Below are 17,237 nucleotides of genomic sequence, written 5' to 3'. Positions count from 1 at the left end.
CAATGCTGGCCGGCAGAACGCACTTGCGGGGCGGCGCGATGTCGGGTGTGGTCGTCCCGCACGAGAGACGGACAAGAAACCGCGGAGCAAGGAAACAGTGCGCGCATGAAAATGTACGGCAATTGGCGCTCGGCCGCCGCGTTCCGGGTCCGCGTCGCCCTCAACCTCAAGGGGATCGCCTATGAGGAGACCTTCCTCGACCTCGATGCCGGCGAGCAGTTCAAGCCGGAATTCCTTGCGATCAATCCGCAGGGAGCGGTCCCGGCGTTCTTCGACGGCGACGGGCCGCCGCTGATCCAGTCGCTGGCGATCCTCGATTACCTGGAGGACATCCACCCGGCGACGCCGCTCCTGCCGAGCGATCCGCGGGCGCGGGCGCGGGCCCGGTCTTTGGCCCAGGTGGTCGCCTGCGACACTCATCCACTCTACGTGCCGCGGGTGCGCAACTTCCTGATGGAGACCTACGACCTGCCGCGCGAGCGCATGCTCGGCTTCGTGCGCCACTGGATGGCGGCCGGGCTGAAGACCCTGGAGACGCGCCTGATTCGCGAGCCCGGTACCGGCCGCTATGCCCAGGGCGATGCGGTCAGCCATGCCGATCTCTGCCTCGTCAGCCTCTGGGTCGGCACCGGCATCTTCGGCGTCGACACGGCACCGTTCCCGACGGTGCAGCGGATCGCCGAGGATTGCCTGGGCCAGGACGCCTTCGCCCGCGCCCATCCCCTGCGCCAGCCGGGCGCACCGGCGTGACGCATGGACCGGGTTCGCGAGGCACCCCGGTCTGATAAGTCGCCCTGTCTCCTGGGCAGCCCTGTCTCCTGGGCAGCCCTCTCTCCTGGGCAGCCCTCTCTCCTGGGCAGCCCTCTCTCCTGGGCAGCCCTGCCTGATAGGAATGGCGGTCGGTTTCCAATCCTTCTAAACTAAGCTTTCGGATCTCGTCGCGTCGCCCCGCATCTGGGGCACGCCGCCGCAAGGTTTCAACAAGATTTCAGCATCAGACAAGACTTCGACACAAGACGACAAGATCGAGGGTGTGAGCGTCATGGTACCGGCCGAATCCGAGGACAATCTGCACCGCATCGTGGTCGTCGGCGGCGGAGCGGCGGGGCTGCAGCTCGCGACCAAGCTCGGCGAAAAGCTCGGTCGGACGCAGAAGGCGCACGTCACCCTGGTCGACCGGGCGCGGACCCACATCTGGAAGCCGCTGCTGCACGAGGTCGCCGCCGGAAGCCTCGATGTGGGGCACCATGCGGTCGATTACCTGCACCACGCCCACCGGCACCATTTCCGCTACCGCATCGGCGAGATGACGGGGCTCGACCGGACCAAGCGGGTGATTCACCTGGCCGCCAGCCACGACACCGAGGGCCGCGAGGTCACGCCGGTCCGCGAGATCGCCTACGACACCCTGGTGATGGCGGTGGGTTCGACCACCAATGATTTCGGCACGCCCGGCGTGAAGGAGAATGCCATCGCGCTCGACACCCAGAGCCAGGCGGTGCGCTTCCACCAGCGCCTCGTGAACGGGATGCTGCGCGCCCACACCCAGCCGGGACCGGTGCGGCCCGGCCAGCTCCACGTCACCGTTATCGGCGCCGGGGCCACCGGCACCGAACTCGCCGCCGAACTCCATCGCACCACCCGCCACGTGGCGGCGACCGGTCTCGACCGCATCGATCCGGCCAAGGACCTGAAGATCACCCTCGTCGAGGCGGCGAGCCGCATCCTGCCCGCCGTTCCGGAGCGGATGTCCCGCGACGTCATGGTGCTGCTCGACAAGATCGGCGTCGAGGTTCGCACCGGCGCCCGCGTGACCGAGGTCCGACCCGAGGGCGTGCAACTCGCCGATGGCGGCTTCATCCCCTCCGAACTCGTGGTCTGGGCCGCCGGCGTGAAGGCGCCGCCGTTCCTGCACGAGATCGGCGGCCTCGAGACCACGCGCAACAACCAGCTCGTGGTCACGCCGACCCTGCAGACCACCCGCGACCCGGACATCTTCGCGATGGGCGACTGCGCCTACCTCGTGGAGAAGGGGTCGGATACGCCGATCCCGCCCCGCGCGCAGGCGGCTCACCAGCAGGCGACGCACCTCATCAAGATCATCCCCGACAAGATGGCCGGCAAGCCGCTGAAAGCCTTCAAATACCGCGACTTCGGCTCGCTGGTGTCGCTGGGCGAATACTCGACGGTCGGCAGCCTGATGGGGTTCATCAAGGGCAAGAACATGTTCATTGCCGGGCTCTTCGCCCGCATGATGTACCGTTCCCTGTACAAGATGCACGAGCAGGCCCTGCACGGCACCGTGAAGACGACCCTCGACGCGGTGGCTCGCGCGCTGACCCGGCGCACAGAGTCGCGCGTGAAACTGCACTGAGCACAACCGGGACCCGATCGGCATGTTTCTCGACATCGTCAAAGCGGTGCAGCAGCGCAATCCGGCGCTCGGCTCTTATGTCCTCGTCCTGCGTGGCGATTCGCGGGCCCGTGACGCGGCCGATCCGAGCCGCCTCTCCCCGGAGGCCGAAGCCTGGCTCGCCGAGCACGCCCCGGGCGCCCGATTCTCCGAGGAGAAGGTGCTGCTGTCGCCCTATCCGGGCGCGATGCCGGTCGACCGGGCGGTCACCGTCCTGGCCTTCGCGGATGCCCGCCACCTCGCGGCCTTCGCCACGGCCTGGACGGCCGACCCGGAGCCGGAAGGTCAGGATTCGGAGACTGGGGAGCCGGAAACGGACGCGTCGAAGCCCGAGGGCGGCTGAAACGCAGCCTCAGCCGCGCTCTTCGCGCGCGAGCCAGCGCAGGCGGGCCGCCTCCAGGCCCCAGACCATGCCGAGCATCATGTAGACGTGGCGCCACTTCTCGATGTCGATCTGGACCGCCTGCAGGAAGAACATCAGAAGGGCCGGCCAGACGATCTGGGCGTGGCGGCGGTAGGGCGTGTCGCGGCGCATCAACCGGAAGCCGACCACGCTGGTGGTCAGCACGAGGCCGATGAAGGTCACGCCGGCGAGCCAGCCGCCATTGGCGAAGCTGCCGATATAGGTGTTGTGCGGCTCCAGCGCGAAGATCAGGCGCCAGCGCAGGGGCCCCATCCCGAGCGGTTCATCCAGGAGCATGGCGAGGCCGCGCATTTGGTTGCCGAAGCGGCCGGTCTCGCCGGTGTCGTAATCCTGCGTGACCGCAGCGCGCTTCGAGAACATCTCGGCCGTGTCGCCGATCGACAGCAATCCCACGATGGCGACCGCCGTGGCGGCTGCGGCCAGCACCGTCAGGATGACGATGCGGCGGCGCAAGCGCGCCGAGGGCGTGGTGGTGTAGACGCTGCCCACCATCACGGCGACGGCGATCAGCGTGCCGCCCCAGGAGCCGCGCGAGAACGACAGGAAGATGCCCGCCACGATCACCATCAGGATCGCGGAGGAGAGGATCGGCCGCCGGCTGGTACCGAGCAGCAGGCCATGCATCAGGTAGAGCGCGCCCAGCGTCAGGAACGAGCCGAACACGTTCGGGTCCTGGAAGGTGCCCGAGGCACGGCCGTACTTGTAGAACAGGTCCTCGGTCGGGATGAATCCGAAATAGCCCACGATGCCGAAGGCGCTCGAGAGCAGGCAGCTCGCCACGAAGGTCTTGAGCGCCAGTTCCATCCGCGCCTCGGTGTCGTCGGAGAACAGCATGGCGAAGAACACGCCGGTGATGGCGAGATAGGCGAGCTGGATCGTCCAGGTCACCGGCAGGGGCTGGTCGACGAAGGGCATCAGCGCCACCGTGATGGCGCTGACGTAGAGGATCAGCAGCCAGAGCAGAGGCACCATGCCCCGATGCAGGCGCAGGCCGAGGCAGAGCCACAGCACGATGGTGGGGATCGCCACGACATCGTAGGGCGAGGTGTCGGAAAAGGCGAAGCAGGCGAAGAAGATGAAGGCGACGAGGAGAAGCGTCGCGAGGCGCTTCAGGACGCTGAGAACAGGGATACGGGCCCAGGCTCCCGCCTGCCAGCGCGCCGCGCCGGGTGCCATCGTGGACGCCATGCACTCAACCCATCCCCGCGCCGCCGAGGGGGCGAGCGCGCGCTACCTAATCTCCATCAGGCGCGAGAATGATTGAGATTTCGAGAAGCGGTTGTCTTCAGGTCCGCGCGCGCACCAGATCCCGGAACCGATCCCCGCGATCCTCGAAGCTTCGGAACTGGTCGTAGGACGCGCAGGCCGGCGAGAGCAGGACGACGGGCTCGGCCGCCTCCGACGCCGCAGCGGCCTCGGCCGCCTTCGCGGTGGCGACCGCGAGGGTGCCGCAGGCGGTGTAGGGCACCCGGCCCTCCAGGGTGGCGGCGAAGGCGTCGCTTGCCGCGCCGATCAGATAGGCGTGGGCGACGCGGCCGAACAGCGGCGCCAGGGATGCGATGCCCCCCTCCTTGGCCTTGCCGCCGAGGATCCAGTGGATGTCGTGGAAGGCGGTCAGGGCCTTCTCGGTGGAATCGGCGTTGGTGGCCTTCGAATCGTTGACGAACAGCACGCGCCCGCGCCGGCCGACCTCTTCCATGCGGTGGGGCAGACCGGGGAAGCTCCGGAGACCCGCCACCAGTTCGGCATCGCTGATTCCGAGAGCCCGGACGCAGGCGGCCGCCACAGCGGCATTCTGCCAATTGTGCGCCCCGCGCAGGGACCCGATGCCGTTGAGGTCCGCGATCGGGGTGCCGTCCGCATCGAACACCGTTCCGTCGCGGGCCGACAGGCCGTCGAAATCGGCATCCGGCATTCCGACATGGATGCGGACGCAAGGCCCCGTCCGGGCGTCCGCGATGGCCCGGCTGAGATCGTCGTCGACCCCGACGATGGCGCGGTCCGCCCCCGCCACCAGCCGTGCCTTGATCGCCGCATAGTCGGCCAGGGTGCCGTGGCGGTCGAGGTGGTCCGGCGTGATGTTGAGGAGGATGCCGAGGCTCGGGTCGAGGCTCGGCGTCAGGTCGATTTGGAACGAGGACAGCTCGATCACGTGGATGCGGTCGGCCGCCGGCGGCGCCAGGGACAGGATCGCGGTGCCGATATTGCCGCCCATCTGCACGTCGCGGCCGGCCGCCGTCAGGAGGTGGGCAATCAGCGCCGTGGTGGTCGATTTGCCGTTGGTGCCCGTGATGGCGACGAAGGGTGCGCCCGGCGCAAGGGCGCGGCGCTCCCGGACGAACAGCTCGATATCGCCGATGATCGGGATGCCGGCCTCGCGCGCCTTCGTGACGGTCCAGTGGGGAACGGGGTGGGTCAGCGGCACGCCGGGGGCGAGGATCAGGGCGGAGAAGCCGGTCCAGTCGGCCTCGTTCAGGTCGAAGACGGTGATGCCCTGGTCGCGCGCCCGCGCCGTGCTCTCCGGGGAATCGTCCCAGGCGAGCACGTCGGCGCCCCCGGCGATCAGAGCGCGCACGGTGGCGAGGCCGGAGCCGCCGAGGCCGAACAAGGCGACCTTCCGGCCGGCGAAGGTGGTGACGGGCGTCATGCGGATCAGCGCAGCTTCAGAGTGGCGAGGCCGGCCAGCGCCAGGATCACGGCGATGATCCAGAACCGGATCACGACCTGCGGCTCCTTCCAGCCCTTCTGCTCGAAATGGTGGTGGATCGGGGCCATGCGGAAGACCCGCTTGCCCGTGAGCTTGAACGACGCGACCTGGATGATCACCGACATCATCTCGAGCACGAACAGGCCGCCCACGATGGCCAGCACGATCTCGTGCTTGGTGGCCACCGCGATGGTGCCGAGGAGACCGCCGAGCGCCAGCGAGCCGGTATCGCCCATGAAGACCTGCGCCGGCGGCGCGTTGAACCACAGAAAGCCGAGCCCCGCCCCGATCACCGCGCCGCAGACCACCGCGAGTTCGCCGGTGTCGCGCACGTAGTTCACCTGCAGGTAGCCGGCCGTGAACACGTTGCCGACGAGGTAGGCGATGACGCCGAAGGTGCCGCAGGCGATCATCACCGGCACGATGGCGAGGCCGTCGAGTCCGTCGGTCATGTTCACGGCATTGCCGGTTCCCACGATGACGAAGGCGGCGAACAGCACGTAGAACCAGCCGAGGTTCAGGAGCGCGTCCTTGAACACCGGGAAGGCGAGCTGGTTCTGCAGGGTCGGGGCCGAGTAAACCGAGATCAGCACACAGGCCGCGAGGGCGATACCCGCTTCCAGCAGGAGGCGGAACTTGCCCGAGAAGCCCTTGTGCGACTGCTTCGTCACCTTGAGATAGTCGTCGTAGAAGCCGATGGCGCCGAAGCCGAGGGTCACCGCCAGGGTGACCCAGACATAATGGTTGCGCGGATTGGCCCAGAGCAGGATCGCCACGACGCAGCCGGCCAGGATCATCAGGCCACCCATGGTGGGCGTGCCGCGCTTCGTCAGCAGGTGCGACTGGGGGCCGTCCTCGCGGATCGGCTGGCCCTTGCCCTGGCGCAGACGCAGCAGCGAAATGATCAGCGGCCCGAACCAGAACACGAACAGGCCCGCCGTGAACAGCGCGCCGCCGGTGCGGAAGGTGATGTAGCGGAAGACGTTGAGGGCGGAGACGGTGCCGCTCAAGTCCGACAGGAGATACAGCATCCAGCACCCGGCCGTGGTTCAATTCGAAACTCGGCCGAAGGCACGGGGCACGCGTCCCCTCCCCGGCCGTGATGAAGGTGGCCTCAGCGCGCGACGGCGTGCGGCGGTTCGGCTTGGGCGTTCGCGTAACGGGCTTTGAGCGCTTCCACAATCCGGCCCATGCGGATGCTGTTCGAGCCCTTCACCATCACGGCGTCGCCGGGGCGCAGGGTCGAGAGCACGGATTCGAGCAGGTCGGCGGAGGTGGCCGCGCAGGCGCCGCGCCGGCTCACCGGCAGCGCCTCGAAGAGGTTGCGCATCAGCGGACCGGCCGTGAAGACGAGGTCGACCTTGGCCGCTTCCACCGGTCCGGCCAGGTCGCGGTGATGGGCTTCGCCCTCGGGTCCGAGTTCGAGCATGTCGCCCAGCACGGCGATGCGGCGTCCACGCGGGCCGGTCTCGATGGCCGACAGCGTCGCGAGCGCGGCGCGGATCGAGGCCGGATTGGCATTGTAGCTCTCGTCGACCAGGAAGGCCTCGCCCGCCCCGATCGCCAGCGCGGTGCGCTCGCCGCGACCGACCGGCGGCCGCAGGGCGGCGAGCGAGAGGGCGGCGAGGGCGAGATCGGCCCCCAGCGCATGCACCACCGCCATCACGCCGAGCGAGTTCATCGCCGTGTGCCGGCCGGGGGTGCCGAGCTGATAGGTGACGGGGATGCCCATCACCACCGCGTCCACCACCGAGAGGTCGGGGCGCAGGACGATGCGCTGAGCGCGAACATCCGCCTCCGGATGCTCGCCGAAGGTGATGACGCGACCCGCGCGCGAGGCCTGGGCATGGGCGAGCAGGCGCGGATAGCTCGGATTGTCGCGGTTGATGATCGCAGTGCCGCCGGCCTTCAGGCCGGAGAAGATCTCGCCCTTGGCGTCGGCGATGGCCGAGAGCGAGGCGAAGTGTTCGATGTGCACGGGCTCGACGGTGGTCACCAGGGCGATGTCCGGCTGCACCATGGCGGTCAGCGGCACGATCTCGCCCGGATGGTTCATGCCGATTTCGAACACGCCGAACTGCGCATCGACGGGCATCCGCGCCAGGGTCAGAGGGACGCCCCAGTGGTTGTTGTAGGAGGCGATGGAGGCGTGGGTCATTCCCTGCGCCGACAGGACGTGACGCAGCGCTTCCTTGGTGCCGGTCTTCCCGACCGAGCCCGTCACCGCGACGATGCCGGCCCGGCTGCGGGCCCGGGCAGCGGCCCCCAAGGCCCGCATGGCGTCGAGAACAGGATCGTCACCCGAGCCGGACGCGTTGCCGGAAACCGCCAGGACGGGACCGGCCCCGGCGAAGTCCGGCGCGCGTTCGGTGGCGACCACCGCCGCTCCGGCGCCACGCTCCAGGGCGGCGCGGACGAAGTCGTGCCCGTCCCGTGCCTCGCCCTTGATGGCGAAGAACAGGTCGCCCGGCTGCAGCGTGCGGGTGTCGATGGAGGCGCCGGTGATGGCCCTCGGCGCGCCGTGCACGGTCCCGCCGGTGGCGGCCTCCAAGGCGTCCTGCGTCCAGAGCGGGTTCGGTTGGGTCATCGTGAGCGTTCCGCGATCGCAGCCCGGAGGACGTCGTGGTCCGAGAAGGGCAGAACCTGTGACCCCACGATCTGGCCGGTTTCATGGCCCTTGCCGGCCACCACCAGCACATCACCGGGCGCGAGCGCCCGCACGGCGGTCCGGATCGCCTCGGCCCGGTCGCCGATCTCGATCGCTCCCGGGGCAGCGGCCAGGATCGCGGCGCGGATCGTGGCCGGGTCCTCGCTGCGGGGATTGTCGTCGGTGACGATGACGGCGTCCGCCATCCGTGCCGCGATGGCGCCCATGATGGGGCGCTTGCCCGTATCGCGATCGCCGCCGCAGCCGAAAACCACCCGCAGGCGCCCGGTTGCGAACGGGCGCAGCGCCGTCAGCACGCCCTCCAGCGCTTCGGGTTTGTGGGCGTAATCGACGAGGCAGAGCCCGCCATTGGCTTCGCCGATCCGCTCCATCCGGCCCGGAACCCCGGTGAGATGTTCGAGGGCGGCGATAACGCCGGGGCAGTCCGCGTGACCGGCCGGAGTCGCCAGGACGAGACCGGCGGCGAGCAGCGCGTTCTCCACCTGGAAGCCGCCAACGAGGGGCAGGCGGACGCCGTATTCCTCGAGAACGCCGCTTGTGCCCGGCGCCAGGAGGGTAAGGTGCTGGTGAAAACCTTCGGTGCGGGCCGCGATGAGGCGTACCGTGTCGCCCTTGGTGCCGGTGGTGTGAATGTCGAGCCCACGCGCGGCGGCGGACGCCACGACCACGTCGGCATAGGCGCCGTCGAGGTTGATCACCGCCGGGATGCCGGGCTGCGCCAGGGTCGTGAACAGGCGGAGCTTGGCGGCGAGGTAGTCCTCGATGGTGGCGTGGTAGTCGAGATGATCGCGCCCGAGATTGGTGTAGCCCACCGCCGCGAGATCGACGCCGTCGAGGCGTCGCTGCTCGATGCCGTGGGAGGACGCCTCCATGGCGAGGTATCCGATGCCGTCATCGGCCAATTGCGCCAGGGTGGCGTGGAGCGTGACGGGATCGGGCGTGGTCAGCGAGCCATAGGTCGCGCCCCGTCTGGTGACGATGCCGACCGTGCCGAGGCTCGCCGCCTCGACGCCAAGGCGCGCCAGGATCTGGCGCACGAAATCCGTGACCGAACTCTTCCCACTTGTGCCGGTCACCGCGACGACCTGGGCCGGCTGCCGGCCCGAAAAGGCGCGGGCGGCGCGGGCGAGGCTGCGCCGCACATCGGCGACGGCGATGTAGGGCACGGCTCCGTCGAGATCGGCCGGCCGCGCGCCCTCGCTCACCACCGCCACGGCACCGGCTTGCGCGGCCTGCGCCACGAAGCGCCTTCCATCCGCCGCGGTGCCGGGTACGGCCACGAACACCATGCCGGGCGCGACCTTGCGCGAATCCGCCGTCAACCCGGAGACGGGCAGGCCGGCGAAGGCCGCCTCGGCCTCGGGAAACAGTGAGCCGAGGGTCGGCCCGCTCATCGCCCGTCCACCTGCGTCGCGTGATAGGCGCCGAGTTTCACCATGAGGGGGAAGGGCTTGACCGGCGGATCGAATTGCGGCGGCAGGCCGAGGATGGGCGCGACCCGCTCGATCACACGGCCGGTAACGACACCGGAATTCCAGGCGGCCGTCGCGTAACCGCCGGATTCCGGAAGGCCCTGCGGCTCGTCCATGATGGTGACGAAGAGGTATTTCGGGTTGTTCATCGGGGCAGCGGCCATGAAGGTCGTGAACAGGCGGTTCTTCACGTAGCGGCCGTGAATGACCTTCTCGGCGGTGCCGGTCTTGCCGCCCACGAAGTAGTACGGGATCGACGCCTTCTTGGCCGAGCCCTCGACGGCGTTGAGGCGCATGATGAAGCGCATCGCCTCGCTGGTCTCGGGCTTGAGCACGCGGGTGGCCTTCGCCATGGCGTCCGCCTGCGTGGTCTTCAGGAAAGTCGGCGTCATCAGGAAGCCGCCATTGGCGATAGCCGCCACCGCCGCCGTCGCCTGGATCGGCGCCACCGCGAGGCCGTGGCCGAACGCGATCGTGATGGTGTTGATCTCGGTCCAGCGCGGCGGTACCAGCGGTTCGGCGCTCTCGGGCAGTTCCGTCCGCATGCGGTCGGTCAGGCCCATCTTCTTCAGGAAGGCCTTGTGGCCGGGCACGCCGATGCCGAGCGCCATCTTGGCCGAGCCGATGTTCGACGAGTGCGTGAACACCTCCGGCATGGTGATGACGCGGTTGGTGCCGTGATACTCGTGGATCTTCTGGCGGCCCCAGTTCAGCACGCCGCCACGGGTGTCGAAGGTGGAGTTGACGTTGTACTTGCCGGAATCGAGCGCCATCGCGAGGGTCATCGCCTTGAAGGTCGAGCCCATCTCGTAGACGCCGACGTTCATGCGGTTGATGCGGTCGGGGTTGAGCGCGTCGGCCGGATCGTTCGGGTCGAAATCCGGCAGGGAGGCGAGCGCGATCACCTCGCCGGTCTGCACGTCGAGGATCATGCCGGCGGCGGCCTTGGCCTTGAAGTGCTCCAGACCCCAGGCGAGTTCATCGCGCACCGCGAACTGCGCCCGCAGGTCGATGGAAAGCTGGACCGGCGCGAGGTCGGTCTGCTTCGCCACGAGGCCGAAATCGTTGAGCGCCTTGTTGCCCTGGTTGTCGATGTATTTCTCGATGCCGGCGATGCCGATGTTGTCGAGGTTGGTCACGCCGAGGATGTGGGCGGCGGCGACGCCGTTCGGGTAGACGCGCTTGTGGTCGGGCAGGAACCCGATGCCCGGGATGCCGAGGCGGTGGACCTCGGCCTGCTGCTTCGGGGTGATCTCGCGCTTGACCCAGACGAAGCCCTTCTTGGTGGAGAGCTTGGCGCGCAACTCGGTGGCGTTGATCTGCGGAAGCACGGCGGTGAGCAGTTCGACCGCCTCGTCCTTGTCGTAGATGTTGCGCGGTTCCGCGAAGATCGAGACCGTGCGGATGTCCGTGGCGAGGATCTCGCCGTTGCGGTCGACGATGTCGGGGCGGATCGCCGTCGTGGCGGCCGCCGCGATCCGGCGATCGCCGTTATCGGGCTCCGGGAAGGCCGCCCCGAAAATCAAGCGCCCGGCGATGGTGGCGAACACCAGCGCGAAGGCGAGACCGACGAGCCCGACGCGGGTATAGGACCGCTCGATGGCGAGGTGGAACATCGCCTTCGCGTGCCGGAGCACCCACTCGGCCCGCGACACCGGCGGTGCGGCCGGTGCCTCGGGCGCGGGCTCGAGTACCGTCCGTTCGACCTGGGCGGCGCCCGGCGCGGAGGCCGGCCCCTGGGGGGCGACGGTTTCCACGGACGCGACGGATTCCCCGCGGGCGGGCGCGCCGGTCGACTCGGCTGCGTCGTGAGTCGGGACTTCGGACACGGGCACTACCTCGAAGGCGTGGTCGGAGTTCTGGTCGTGGTGGTGCGGGGCGTGATGCTGCCGGTGATGCGCGGCTCATCGGACCCGCGAGCGGCCACCGGCTTCTCCTTGGGCGTCGCCGTGGCAGCGAGGAGCCGCCCGATCTCGTCGCCGCGATCGGGACGCGCCGGCAGGTCGGCCAGGCGCCCCAGATGGGCGGTGCCGATGGGCTCGAGGGCGAGATAGCGATCGACCGCTGCCTGAAGCCGGTCCGGCCGCGTCAGCAATTGCCACTCGGCGCGCAGGACCGCGATGGCCTGACGCTCCTTCTTGAGCTGGGTCTGGGCCTTCGAGACCTGTCCCGCCTGGTAGAGGGTGTCGTACTTGATCGAGTAGGCGTAGATCGCCGAGCCGATCAGCCCGAGCACCGCGATGAGGTTGAGCAAACGGATCACCGGCGTGCCCCTCCGCTCCGACCCGTCCGCGCCGGTAGCGCCGCCAAGGTCTCGATGGCCGCCAAGGGTTCGGGCGCGGGCGCGTCCGTGCGCTCCACCGCGCGCAGCTTGGCCGAGCGGGACCGGGGATTGGCGGCGGTCTCGGCCGAGCTCGGCAGGACCGGTCCCTTAGTGACGGCGCCGAAGCTCCGGGGCGCCGGGGCCTCCAGGCTCGGCAGGTGGCGGGAGGCCTGAGCCGCCCGGCCGCTGCGGGCCGAGAAGAACTGCTTCACGATCCGGTCTTCGAGCGAGTGGAAGGTCACCACCGCGAGGCGGCCACCGGGCCGCAGGATGCGCTCGGCGGCGTGCAGCGCCTGGACCAGCTCGCCGAGTTCGTCGTTCACCGCGATGCGCAGGCCCTGGAAGGTCCGGGTCGCCGGATGGATGCCGCTCGCCGGATCGGCCCAGACCACGCTGGCGACGATGTCGGCCAGCGCCGCGGTCGTCTCGATGCGCCCCTTGCGGCGGGCCTCGATGATCGCCCGGGCGACGGCGCGCGAGCGGCGCTCCTCGCCGTAATGGAAGATGATGTCGGCGAGGTCGGCTTCCTCGGACTCGTTGACGAGGTCGGCCGCGCTCGGGCCTGCGCGCTCCATGCGCATGTCGAGGGGGCCGTCGTTGCGGAAGGAGAAGCCGCGCTCCGGCTGGTCGATCTGCATCGACGACACGCCGATATCGAGGACCACGGCATCGGCCAGCGCATGGCCGGCGCCCTCCACGCAGGCGTCAAGGGTGCCGAAACGGCCCGGCACCAGGGTCAGGCGTCCGGCCGCCTCGGCGACCAGGGGGGCGCCGCCCGCGATCGCGCCCGGATCGCGGTCGATCGCCAGAACGTGAACGCCTGGGTCGGCCTGCAGCATCGCGCGGGTGTAGCCGCCGGCCCCGAAGGTGCCGTCGACGGCGAGGCTGCGGCCGGGCAGATCGAGGGCGGCCAGCACCTCACCGAGGAGGACGGGGACGTGCGGCGCGCCGTCGAGGGCGCGCGGGACCCGCGCTTCGCGAGGAGCACGCATCATCGGATGGCCTCGGCGTGCCGCCGTTGCGCTCCGAAGCGGAGCCGGAAATCGACGGGAGTGAAGCGGCGCATGCGTCCCTTCCACGGGGCTGGAGCACGCAGGCGCGGCTCGGAGAGACGGGGCGTCTCCGGGTCGACGCGAGACGCGACCGCGCATGCGGACACCGGCCTGCCTGGGACAGGCTGCGTCCGTCGATCCGAAATTCGCCGTTGACGGGATGAATCGGGGTACCATGGGCCTCTGAGCGCCGTCAACGAACCTGGCCGAGGGGAAGCGGCCAGCGTCGATCAGACCTCAGCAAGGTTAACCGAGCGTAAGGATCGGGCGTCAAAGGCACATCCGGGATGCGCGCCGGCGCCTCGATGTCGGCGTCGAGGCGGCAGAACTTCTCGCGCGGAGGACGCGGCTTCGGCCGTCGTCGCCAAGCAATCGCGATCAGGCCGCCCGGACGTTGCCGAGGAAGTTCTCGATCTCGGCCCGCAGGGTCCGTGACTGACCTGCGAGAGCATCGGCGGCGGTCGCCACAGACTGGGCGACCTGGCCGGCAGCGTCGGCCGAACGGGCGACCTCGGAGATGTCGGTTGTCACCCGGTCGGTGCCGGAGGAGGCCTGCATCATGCTGCGCATGATCTCCTGCGTGGTGGCCCCCTGCTCCTCGACCGCGCCGGCGATGCTCGTCGTGACGCCGCTCATCGCGTGGATCTGGGACGTGATCTCCTCGATCGCCAGCGCGGCGCCGCCGGTGGCGGCCTGGATTGCCCCGATCTGCTGACGGATCTCCTCGGTGGCGCGGCTGGTCTGGGAGGCAAGCTCCTTCACCTCCGCCGCCACCACGGCGAAGCCGCGGCCGGTCTCGCCCGCGCGGGCCGCCTCGATGGTGGCGTTGAGGGCGAGGAGGTTGGTCTGGCCGGCGATGGTCGAGACCAGCCCGACGACGTCGCCGATCCGGGTCGCGGCGGCGGAGAGCGCCGCCATGGTCGCGCCGGTGCGGGATGCGGCCTGCACGGCGGCGGCGGAGATCTCGCTGGCCTGATCGACCTGCCGCCCGATCTCCCCCACCGTCGAGCCGAGCTGGTCGGCGGCGGCCGCCACGGCGGTAACATTGCCGGACGTCTGCCGCGCGGCCTCAGCCGCACTGGTGGAGCGCAGGGCGGTGCCCTCGACCGCGCTCCGCATAGTGTCCGACGACGACTGCAGCCCGGTGACCGCCTCGGCCACGTGGGTGACGATGCCGCCCACCGAGCGCTCGAAGCGGTCGGCGAGGTCGCGCAGCAGGGTGCGCCGGGCCTGATCCTCGCGCAGCCGCGCCGCTTCGGTGGTCTGGAGCTGCTCGGCGGCGTCCGCCAGGGACATGTCGCGGATGGCCATCACCGCCCGGGCGATGTCGCCGATCTCGTCCCGGCGCCGGGTCGCCGCCAGGGCCACGTCGGTGTCGCCGTTGGCGAGGCGGGTGGTGTCCTCGGTGAGGCGCTCCAGCGGACGGGCCAGCGTTCCGGCCAGCCACCACGCGGTGCCGGAGCCGACGAGGACGACGCCGCCGACGAGGCCGAGCATGGCCCAGATCTTCCAGACCGTGCCGGCATGCGTGGCCTGGATCTGGGCGCGCGCATCCTCGGCGGCCAGCGCGACGGCCTCGTCGAAACGCTGCCGCAGGCGCTGGTTCTCCTGTGCCATCCGCTCCAGAGTCGGGACTTGGGCGGAGGGCCGGAGGCCGAGCAGGACTTCCGCATCGGCGCGCCATTGCCGGGCCTCGGCCTGGGCGCTGCGGGCCAGGATCAGCATCCGATCGGACTGGGCCAGAGCCTCGAGCCGGCCCAGGAGAGCCATGATCTGATCACTCGCCGCCGTGAACTCGCGGTTGATCGGGCCCATGTCGACCAGATCGGTCATGGCGCTGACGCGGGCGATCAGATCCTCGGCGCGGTTGAAGCGGTCACGCGCGATGCGGCTCGCCTCGTTGGTCTCGGTGGTGCGCGAGCCGAGCAGGGACAGGTCGCCGACCGCTCCGAGGCCGACCCAGCCGGTCACGCCGGAGAGAAGACCGGCCAGGAGCATGAAGCCGAGGAGCGGAAGCAGGATCGTGTAGCGGATCGACATCGCGGTGGCTCTCGTATCGGACTTGGTTCAAGCGCCGTTCGGCAGGTTTCAGTTCGGAAGATTCGGCAGCGCCGTCCGGGTCTGCTCCGCAGTGAGGGAACGCAGGACCGCGATCAGGTCTGCGCGCTCCTCCGGCGCCAGCCGAAGGGGCTTCATCAGCGGCGACTTCGACGGGCGGACGATGCCTCCGGTCTCGTAAAAGTCGACGATCGACTCCAGGTTGGCGAACTGGCCGGCATGGCCGAAGGGCGCGCGGTAGGTCAGATTGCGCAGGCCCGGCGTCTTGAAGGCATGGCGCGCCAGGGGCGCATCCGGTTCGAAGGCCGCGCGCCCGATATCCTTGGTCGGGAGGCCGAGGTCGTGGAACTGGTTGTCGGTAAAGTTCCAGCCGGTGTGGCAGCCGGCGCAACCGGCTTTCCCGTTGAACAGCGCGAAGCCCCGTTGCGCGGCTGGCGCCATCGCCGCCTCATCGCCGTCCACCCAGCGGTCGAACGGGGCCCACCCGGACACAACCGTCCGCTCATAGGTCGCGATCGCGGTGAGGATCGCCTCCTGCGTCACGCCCTTGCCGGGAAACAGTTTGGCGAACCAGGCCGCGTATTCCGGCGTGCCCTTCAGGCGGGCGATGATCTCGGGAAACTTGCCGTCCATCTCCGCATCCGCGGTGATCGGCCCCATCGCCTGCGTCTCGAGGTCCGGCGCGCGCCCGTCCCAGAACAGGGTCGGAATCCAGGCGGCGTTCAGCACGGTCGGGGCCTTGCGGCCCAGCGGCGTGTTGGTCGCCCCGATGGCACCGGCGACCGGGACCTCGAAGCCGAAGGAGGGATTGTGGCAGCTGGCACAGCTCAGGTTCTGCTTGCCGCTCAAACGAGGATCGAAGAACAGCATCTTGCCCAGCGTCGCCAATTGCGGCGAATAGGGCGCGGCCTCCGGAAATGGGATCGCGGTCGGACGTTTGTAACGCGCTTTGAGATCGTCCAATTCTGCCGAAGTCGCTCCGTCGCCCGCATACAACACCATGCCGACGGCCAGCATCATCACCCCGCGCAGAAAAGCCATTGCCTAACCTCGGACCGGTTCCGCCAATAGTCGAAAGAAACAAATCTCGACTTGAGGAAGCCCAAATACGGGAATTGAATTAAATATTTCTTTGCCTGAATATTTTATAAAACCACTAGATTCCGCCATGTAATTGAAGGACGACGGATCTTCATTCCATGTTTTCCGTCTGTCTCTGGCACTTCCGAAACAAGTCCTTCGTTGGGTCAGGAAGACAATTTCGGATGCCAGGCGTTCTGGCGCGATCGTATCCGATCGAAATCCTTGGTCATCCGGCTCGAAGGGTTCGTTCTTGATCTGAAACCGAAATTTCCGCCAAGGATTCGGTCCGATAACTTACGGCATGGCGTCCAAATGCTTGCGCCGGCTCGGAGCACGAACGATCCCGGAGGCGGAACCCCGGCCGTCACGCATGAAATCGGTCCGGCGCATTTTGACGCGGCAGCCCGGACATGCCGGTATCCTCTTGGGCAGCTCCCGAAAGCGCGAGGTGGATCAGTCGGCCTTTAAGCCGGGTTCTGTAGGGCCCGGACGCCTGACGGCATCCGAACGTGGCGGCCATTCCTCTGGGACGATCGTTACCGACCGCCTCGAGCAACCAACCCGGGCGACGAGCCTGGAGAGAGGGCCTGAACGGGCCGCGAGGCCCGCCGTGTCGCCCCTATTCGGTTTTGCTCCCGGTGGGGTTTGCCGTGCCGTCCGCGTTGCCGCGTCCGCGGTGCGCTCTTACCGCACCCTTTCACCCTTACCGCGGATCGACTCACGCCAATCCGTGGCGGTCTGCTCTCTGTGGCACTGTCCCTGGGGTCGCCCCCGCCGGACGTTATCCGGCACCGTCTCTCCATGGAGCCCGGACTTTCCTCCCCGGGCCTGAGGCCCGGAGCGGCCGCCCGGCCGACTGATCCGGCGCGGGTGTGCGCCGGGCGCGGGCCGGGGGTCAAGGCCCGAGTGAGAAGGCGCGGGGGACTTCCGGCGCGATGTTCCGCACGGGGGTGCGAGATTTCCGGCGCCCGGCTTGCTGGCATCTCGAAGGAGGACTTGCCCGCCCGCGAGATGGAAGCCTGCCTCGCGGCCGGGGC

At 69.1% G+C, this 17,237-nt stretch carries 13 protein-coding genes and 1 other RNA gene; 3 read left to right on the top strand and 11 right to left on the bottom strand.

Annotated elements, in window-relative coordinates; translation table 11 throughout:
• Positions 1 to 105: 105 nt before the first annotated feature.
• The 3 genes from maiA to J7U37_RS13740 all read left to right on the top strand — a co-directional run bounded on the left by maiA (position 106) and on the right by J7U37_RS13740 (position 2,756).
• A complete protein-coding gene (maiA, locus tag J7U37_RS13750) occupies positions 106 to 750 on the top strand; it encodes a maleylacetoacetate isomerase (protein ID WP_247636071.1) in 645 nt (214 codons plus the stop codon).
• Between the two features lie 292 nt (positions 751 to 1,042).
• Positions 1,043 to 2,374: an NAD(P)/FAD-dependent oxidoreductase gene (locus tag J7U37_RS13745; protein ID WP_056188646.1), complete on the top strand. Its 1,332-nt coding sequence runs from the start codon at positions 1,043 to 1,045 to the stop codon at positions 2,372 to 2,374.
• Positions 2,375 to 2,396: 22 nt separating this feature from the next.
• Complete coding sequence (locus J7U37_RS13740; RefSeq protein ID WP_056188649.1) at positions 2,397 to 2,756, top strand: hypothetical protein; 360 nt, start codon at positions 2,397 to 2,399, stop codon at positions 2,754 to 2,756.
• A gap of 9 nt (positions 2,757 to 2,765) precedes the next feature.
• On the opposite strand, the gene J7U37_RS13735 is transcribed toward J7U37_RS13740, so the two are convergent.
• The 11 genes from J7U37_RS13735 to rnpB form a co-directional block, all read right to left on the bottom strand.
• Positions 2,766 to 4,025 carry an O-antigen ligase family protein gene (locus J7U37_RS13735; RefSeq protein ID WP_247636070.1) on the bottom strand — a complete coding sequence of 420 codons (1,260 nt, stop codon included), beginning with the start codon at positions 4,023 to 4,025 and terminating at the stop codon, positions 2,766 to 2,768.
• 97 nt (positions 4,026 to 4,122) lie between these two features.
• Positions 4,123 to 5,484 (bottom strand): UDP-N-acetylmuramoyl-L-alanine--D-glutamate ligase, encoded by a 1,362-nt coding sequence (gene murD / locus J7U37_RS13730; RefSeq protein WP_247636069.1) that lies wholly within the window; start codon positions 5,482 to 5,484, stop codon positions 4,123 to 4,125.
• A gap of 5 nt (positions 5,485 to 5,489) precedes the next feature.
• A complete protein-coding gene (gene mraY / locus J7U37_RS13725) occupies positions 5,490 to 6,575 on the bottom strand; it encodes a phospho-N-acetylmuramoyl-pentapeptide-transferase (protein WP_056188657.1) in 1,086 nt (361 codons plus the stop codon).
• 83 nt (positions 6,576 to 6,658) lie between these two features.
• A complete protein-coding gene (locus J7U37_RS13720) occupies positions 6,659 to 8,131 on the bottom strand; it encodes a UDP-N-acetylmuramoylalanyl-D-glutamyl-2,6-diaminopimelate--D-alanyl-D-alanine ligase (RefSeq protein ID WP_247636068.1) in 1,473 nt (490 codons plus the stop codon).
• Positions 8,128 to 9,606 (bottom strand): UDP-N-acetylmuramoyl-L-alanyl-D-glutamate--2,6-diaminopimelate ligase, encoded by a 1,479-nt coding sequence (locus J7U37_RS13715; RefSeq protein WP_247636067.1) that lies wholly within the window; start codon positions 9,604 to 9,606, stop codon positions 8,128 to 8,130. Before J7U37_RS13715 ends, J7U37_RS13720 begins: the two co-directional genes overlap by 4 nt.
• Positions 9,603 to 11,339: a penicillin-binding protein 2 gene (locus tag J7U37_RS13710; RefSeq protein ID WP_244477040.1), complete on the bottom strand. Its 1,737-nt coding sequence runs from the start codon at positions 11,337 to 11,339 to the stop codon at positions 9,603 to 9,605. The genes J7U37_RS13715 and J7U37_RS13710 overlap by 4 nt, the downstream gene beginning before the upstream one ends.
• Positions 11,340 to 11,518: 179 nt before the next feature.
• Entirely contained in the window at positions 11,519 to 11,947 is a 429-nt protein-coding gene (locus J7U37_RS13705) for a hypothetical protein (protein WP_056188666.1), read from the bottom strand.
• Positions 11,944 to 13,002, bottom strand: coding sequence for a 16S rRNA (cytosine(1402)-N(4))-methyltransferase RsmH (gene rsmH, locus J7U37_RS13700; RefSeq protein ID WP_056188669.1), 1,059 nt, complete (start codon positions 13,000 to 13,002; stop codon positions 11,944 to 11,946). The genes J7U37_RS13705 and rsmH overlap by 4 nt, the downstream gene beginning before the upstream one ends.
• Positions 13,003 to 13,437: 435 nt before the next feature.
• The gene (locus J7U37_RS13695) at positions 13,438 to 15,099 is read right to left on the bottom strand and encodes a HAMP domain-containing methyl-accepting chemotaxis protein (protein ID WP_056188672.1); all 1,662 of its coding nucleotides are present in this window, start codon (positions 15,097 to 15,099) and stop codon (positions 13,438 to 13,440) included.
• A 48-nt stretch (positions 15,100 to 15,147) separates the two neighbouring features.
• Positions 15,148 to 16,119 (bottom strand): cytochrome c peroxidase, encoded by a 972-nt coding sequence (locus tag J7U37_RS13690; protein WP_247636110.1) that lies wholly within the window; start codon positions 16,117 to 16,119, stop codon positions 15,148 to 15,150.
• 530 nt (positions 16,120 to 16,649) lie between these two features.
• Positions 16,650 to 17,060, bottom strand: an RNA gene (gene rnpB, locus J7U37_RS13685) — RNase P RNA component class A.
• Positions 17,061 to 17,237 lie beyond the last annotated feature (177 nt).

Origin of the sequence: Methylobacterium sp. 37f (assembly GCF_023093475.1) — a bacterium.
In the GTDB taxonomy this organism is placed as follows: domain Bacteria; phylum Pseudomonadota; class Alphaproteobacteria; order Rhizobiales; family Beijerinckiaceae; genus Methylobacterium.
This window is presented reverse-complemented; position numbering and strand designations above follow the sequence as displayed.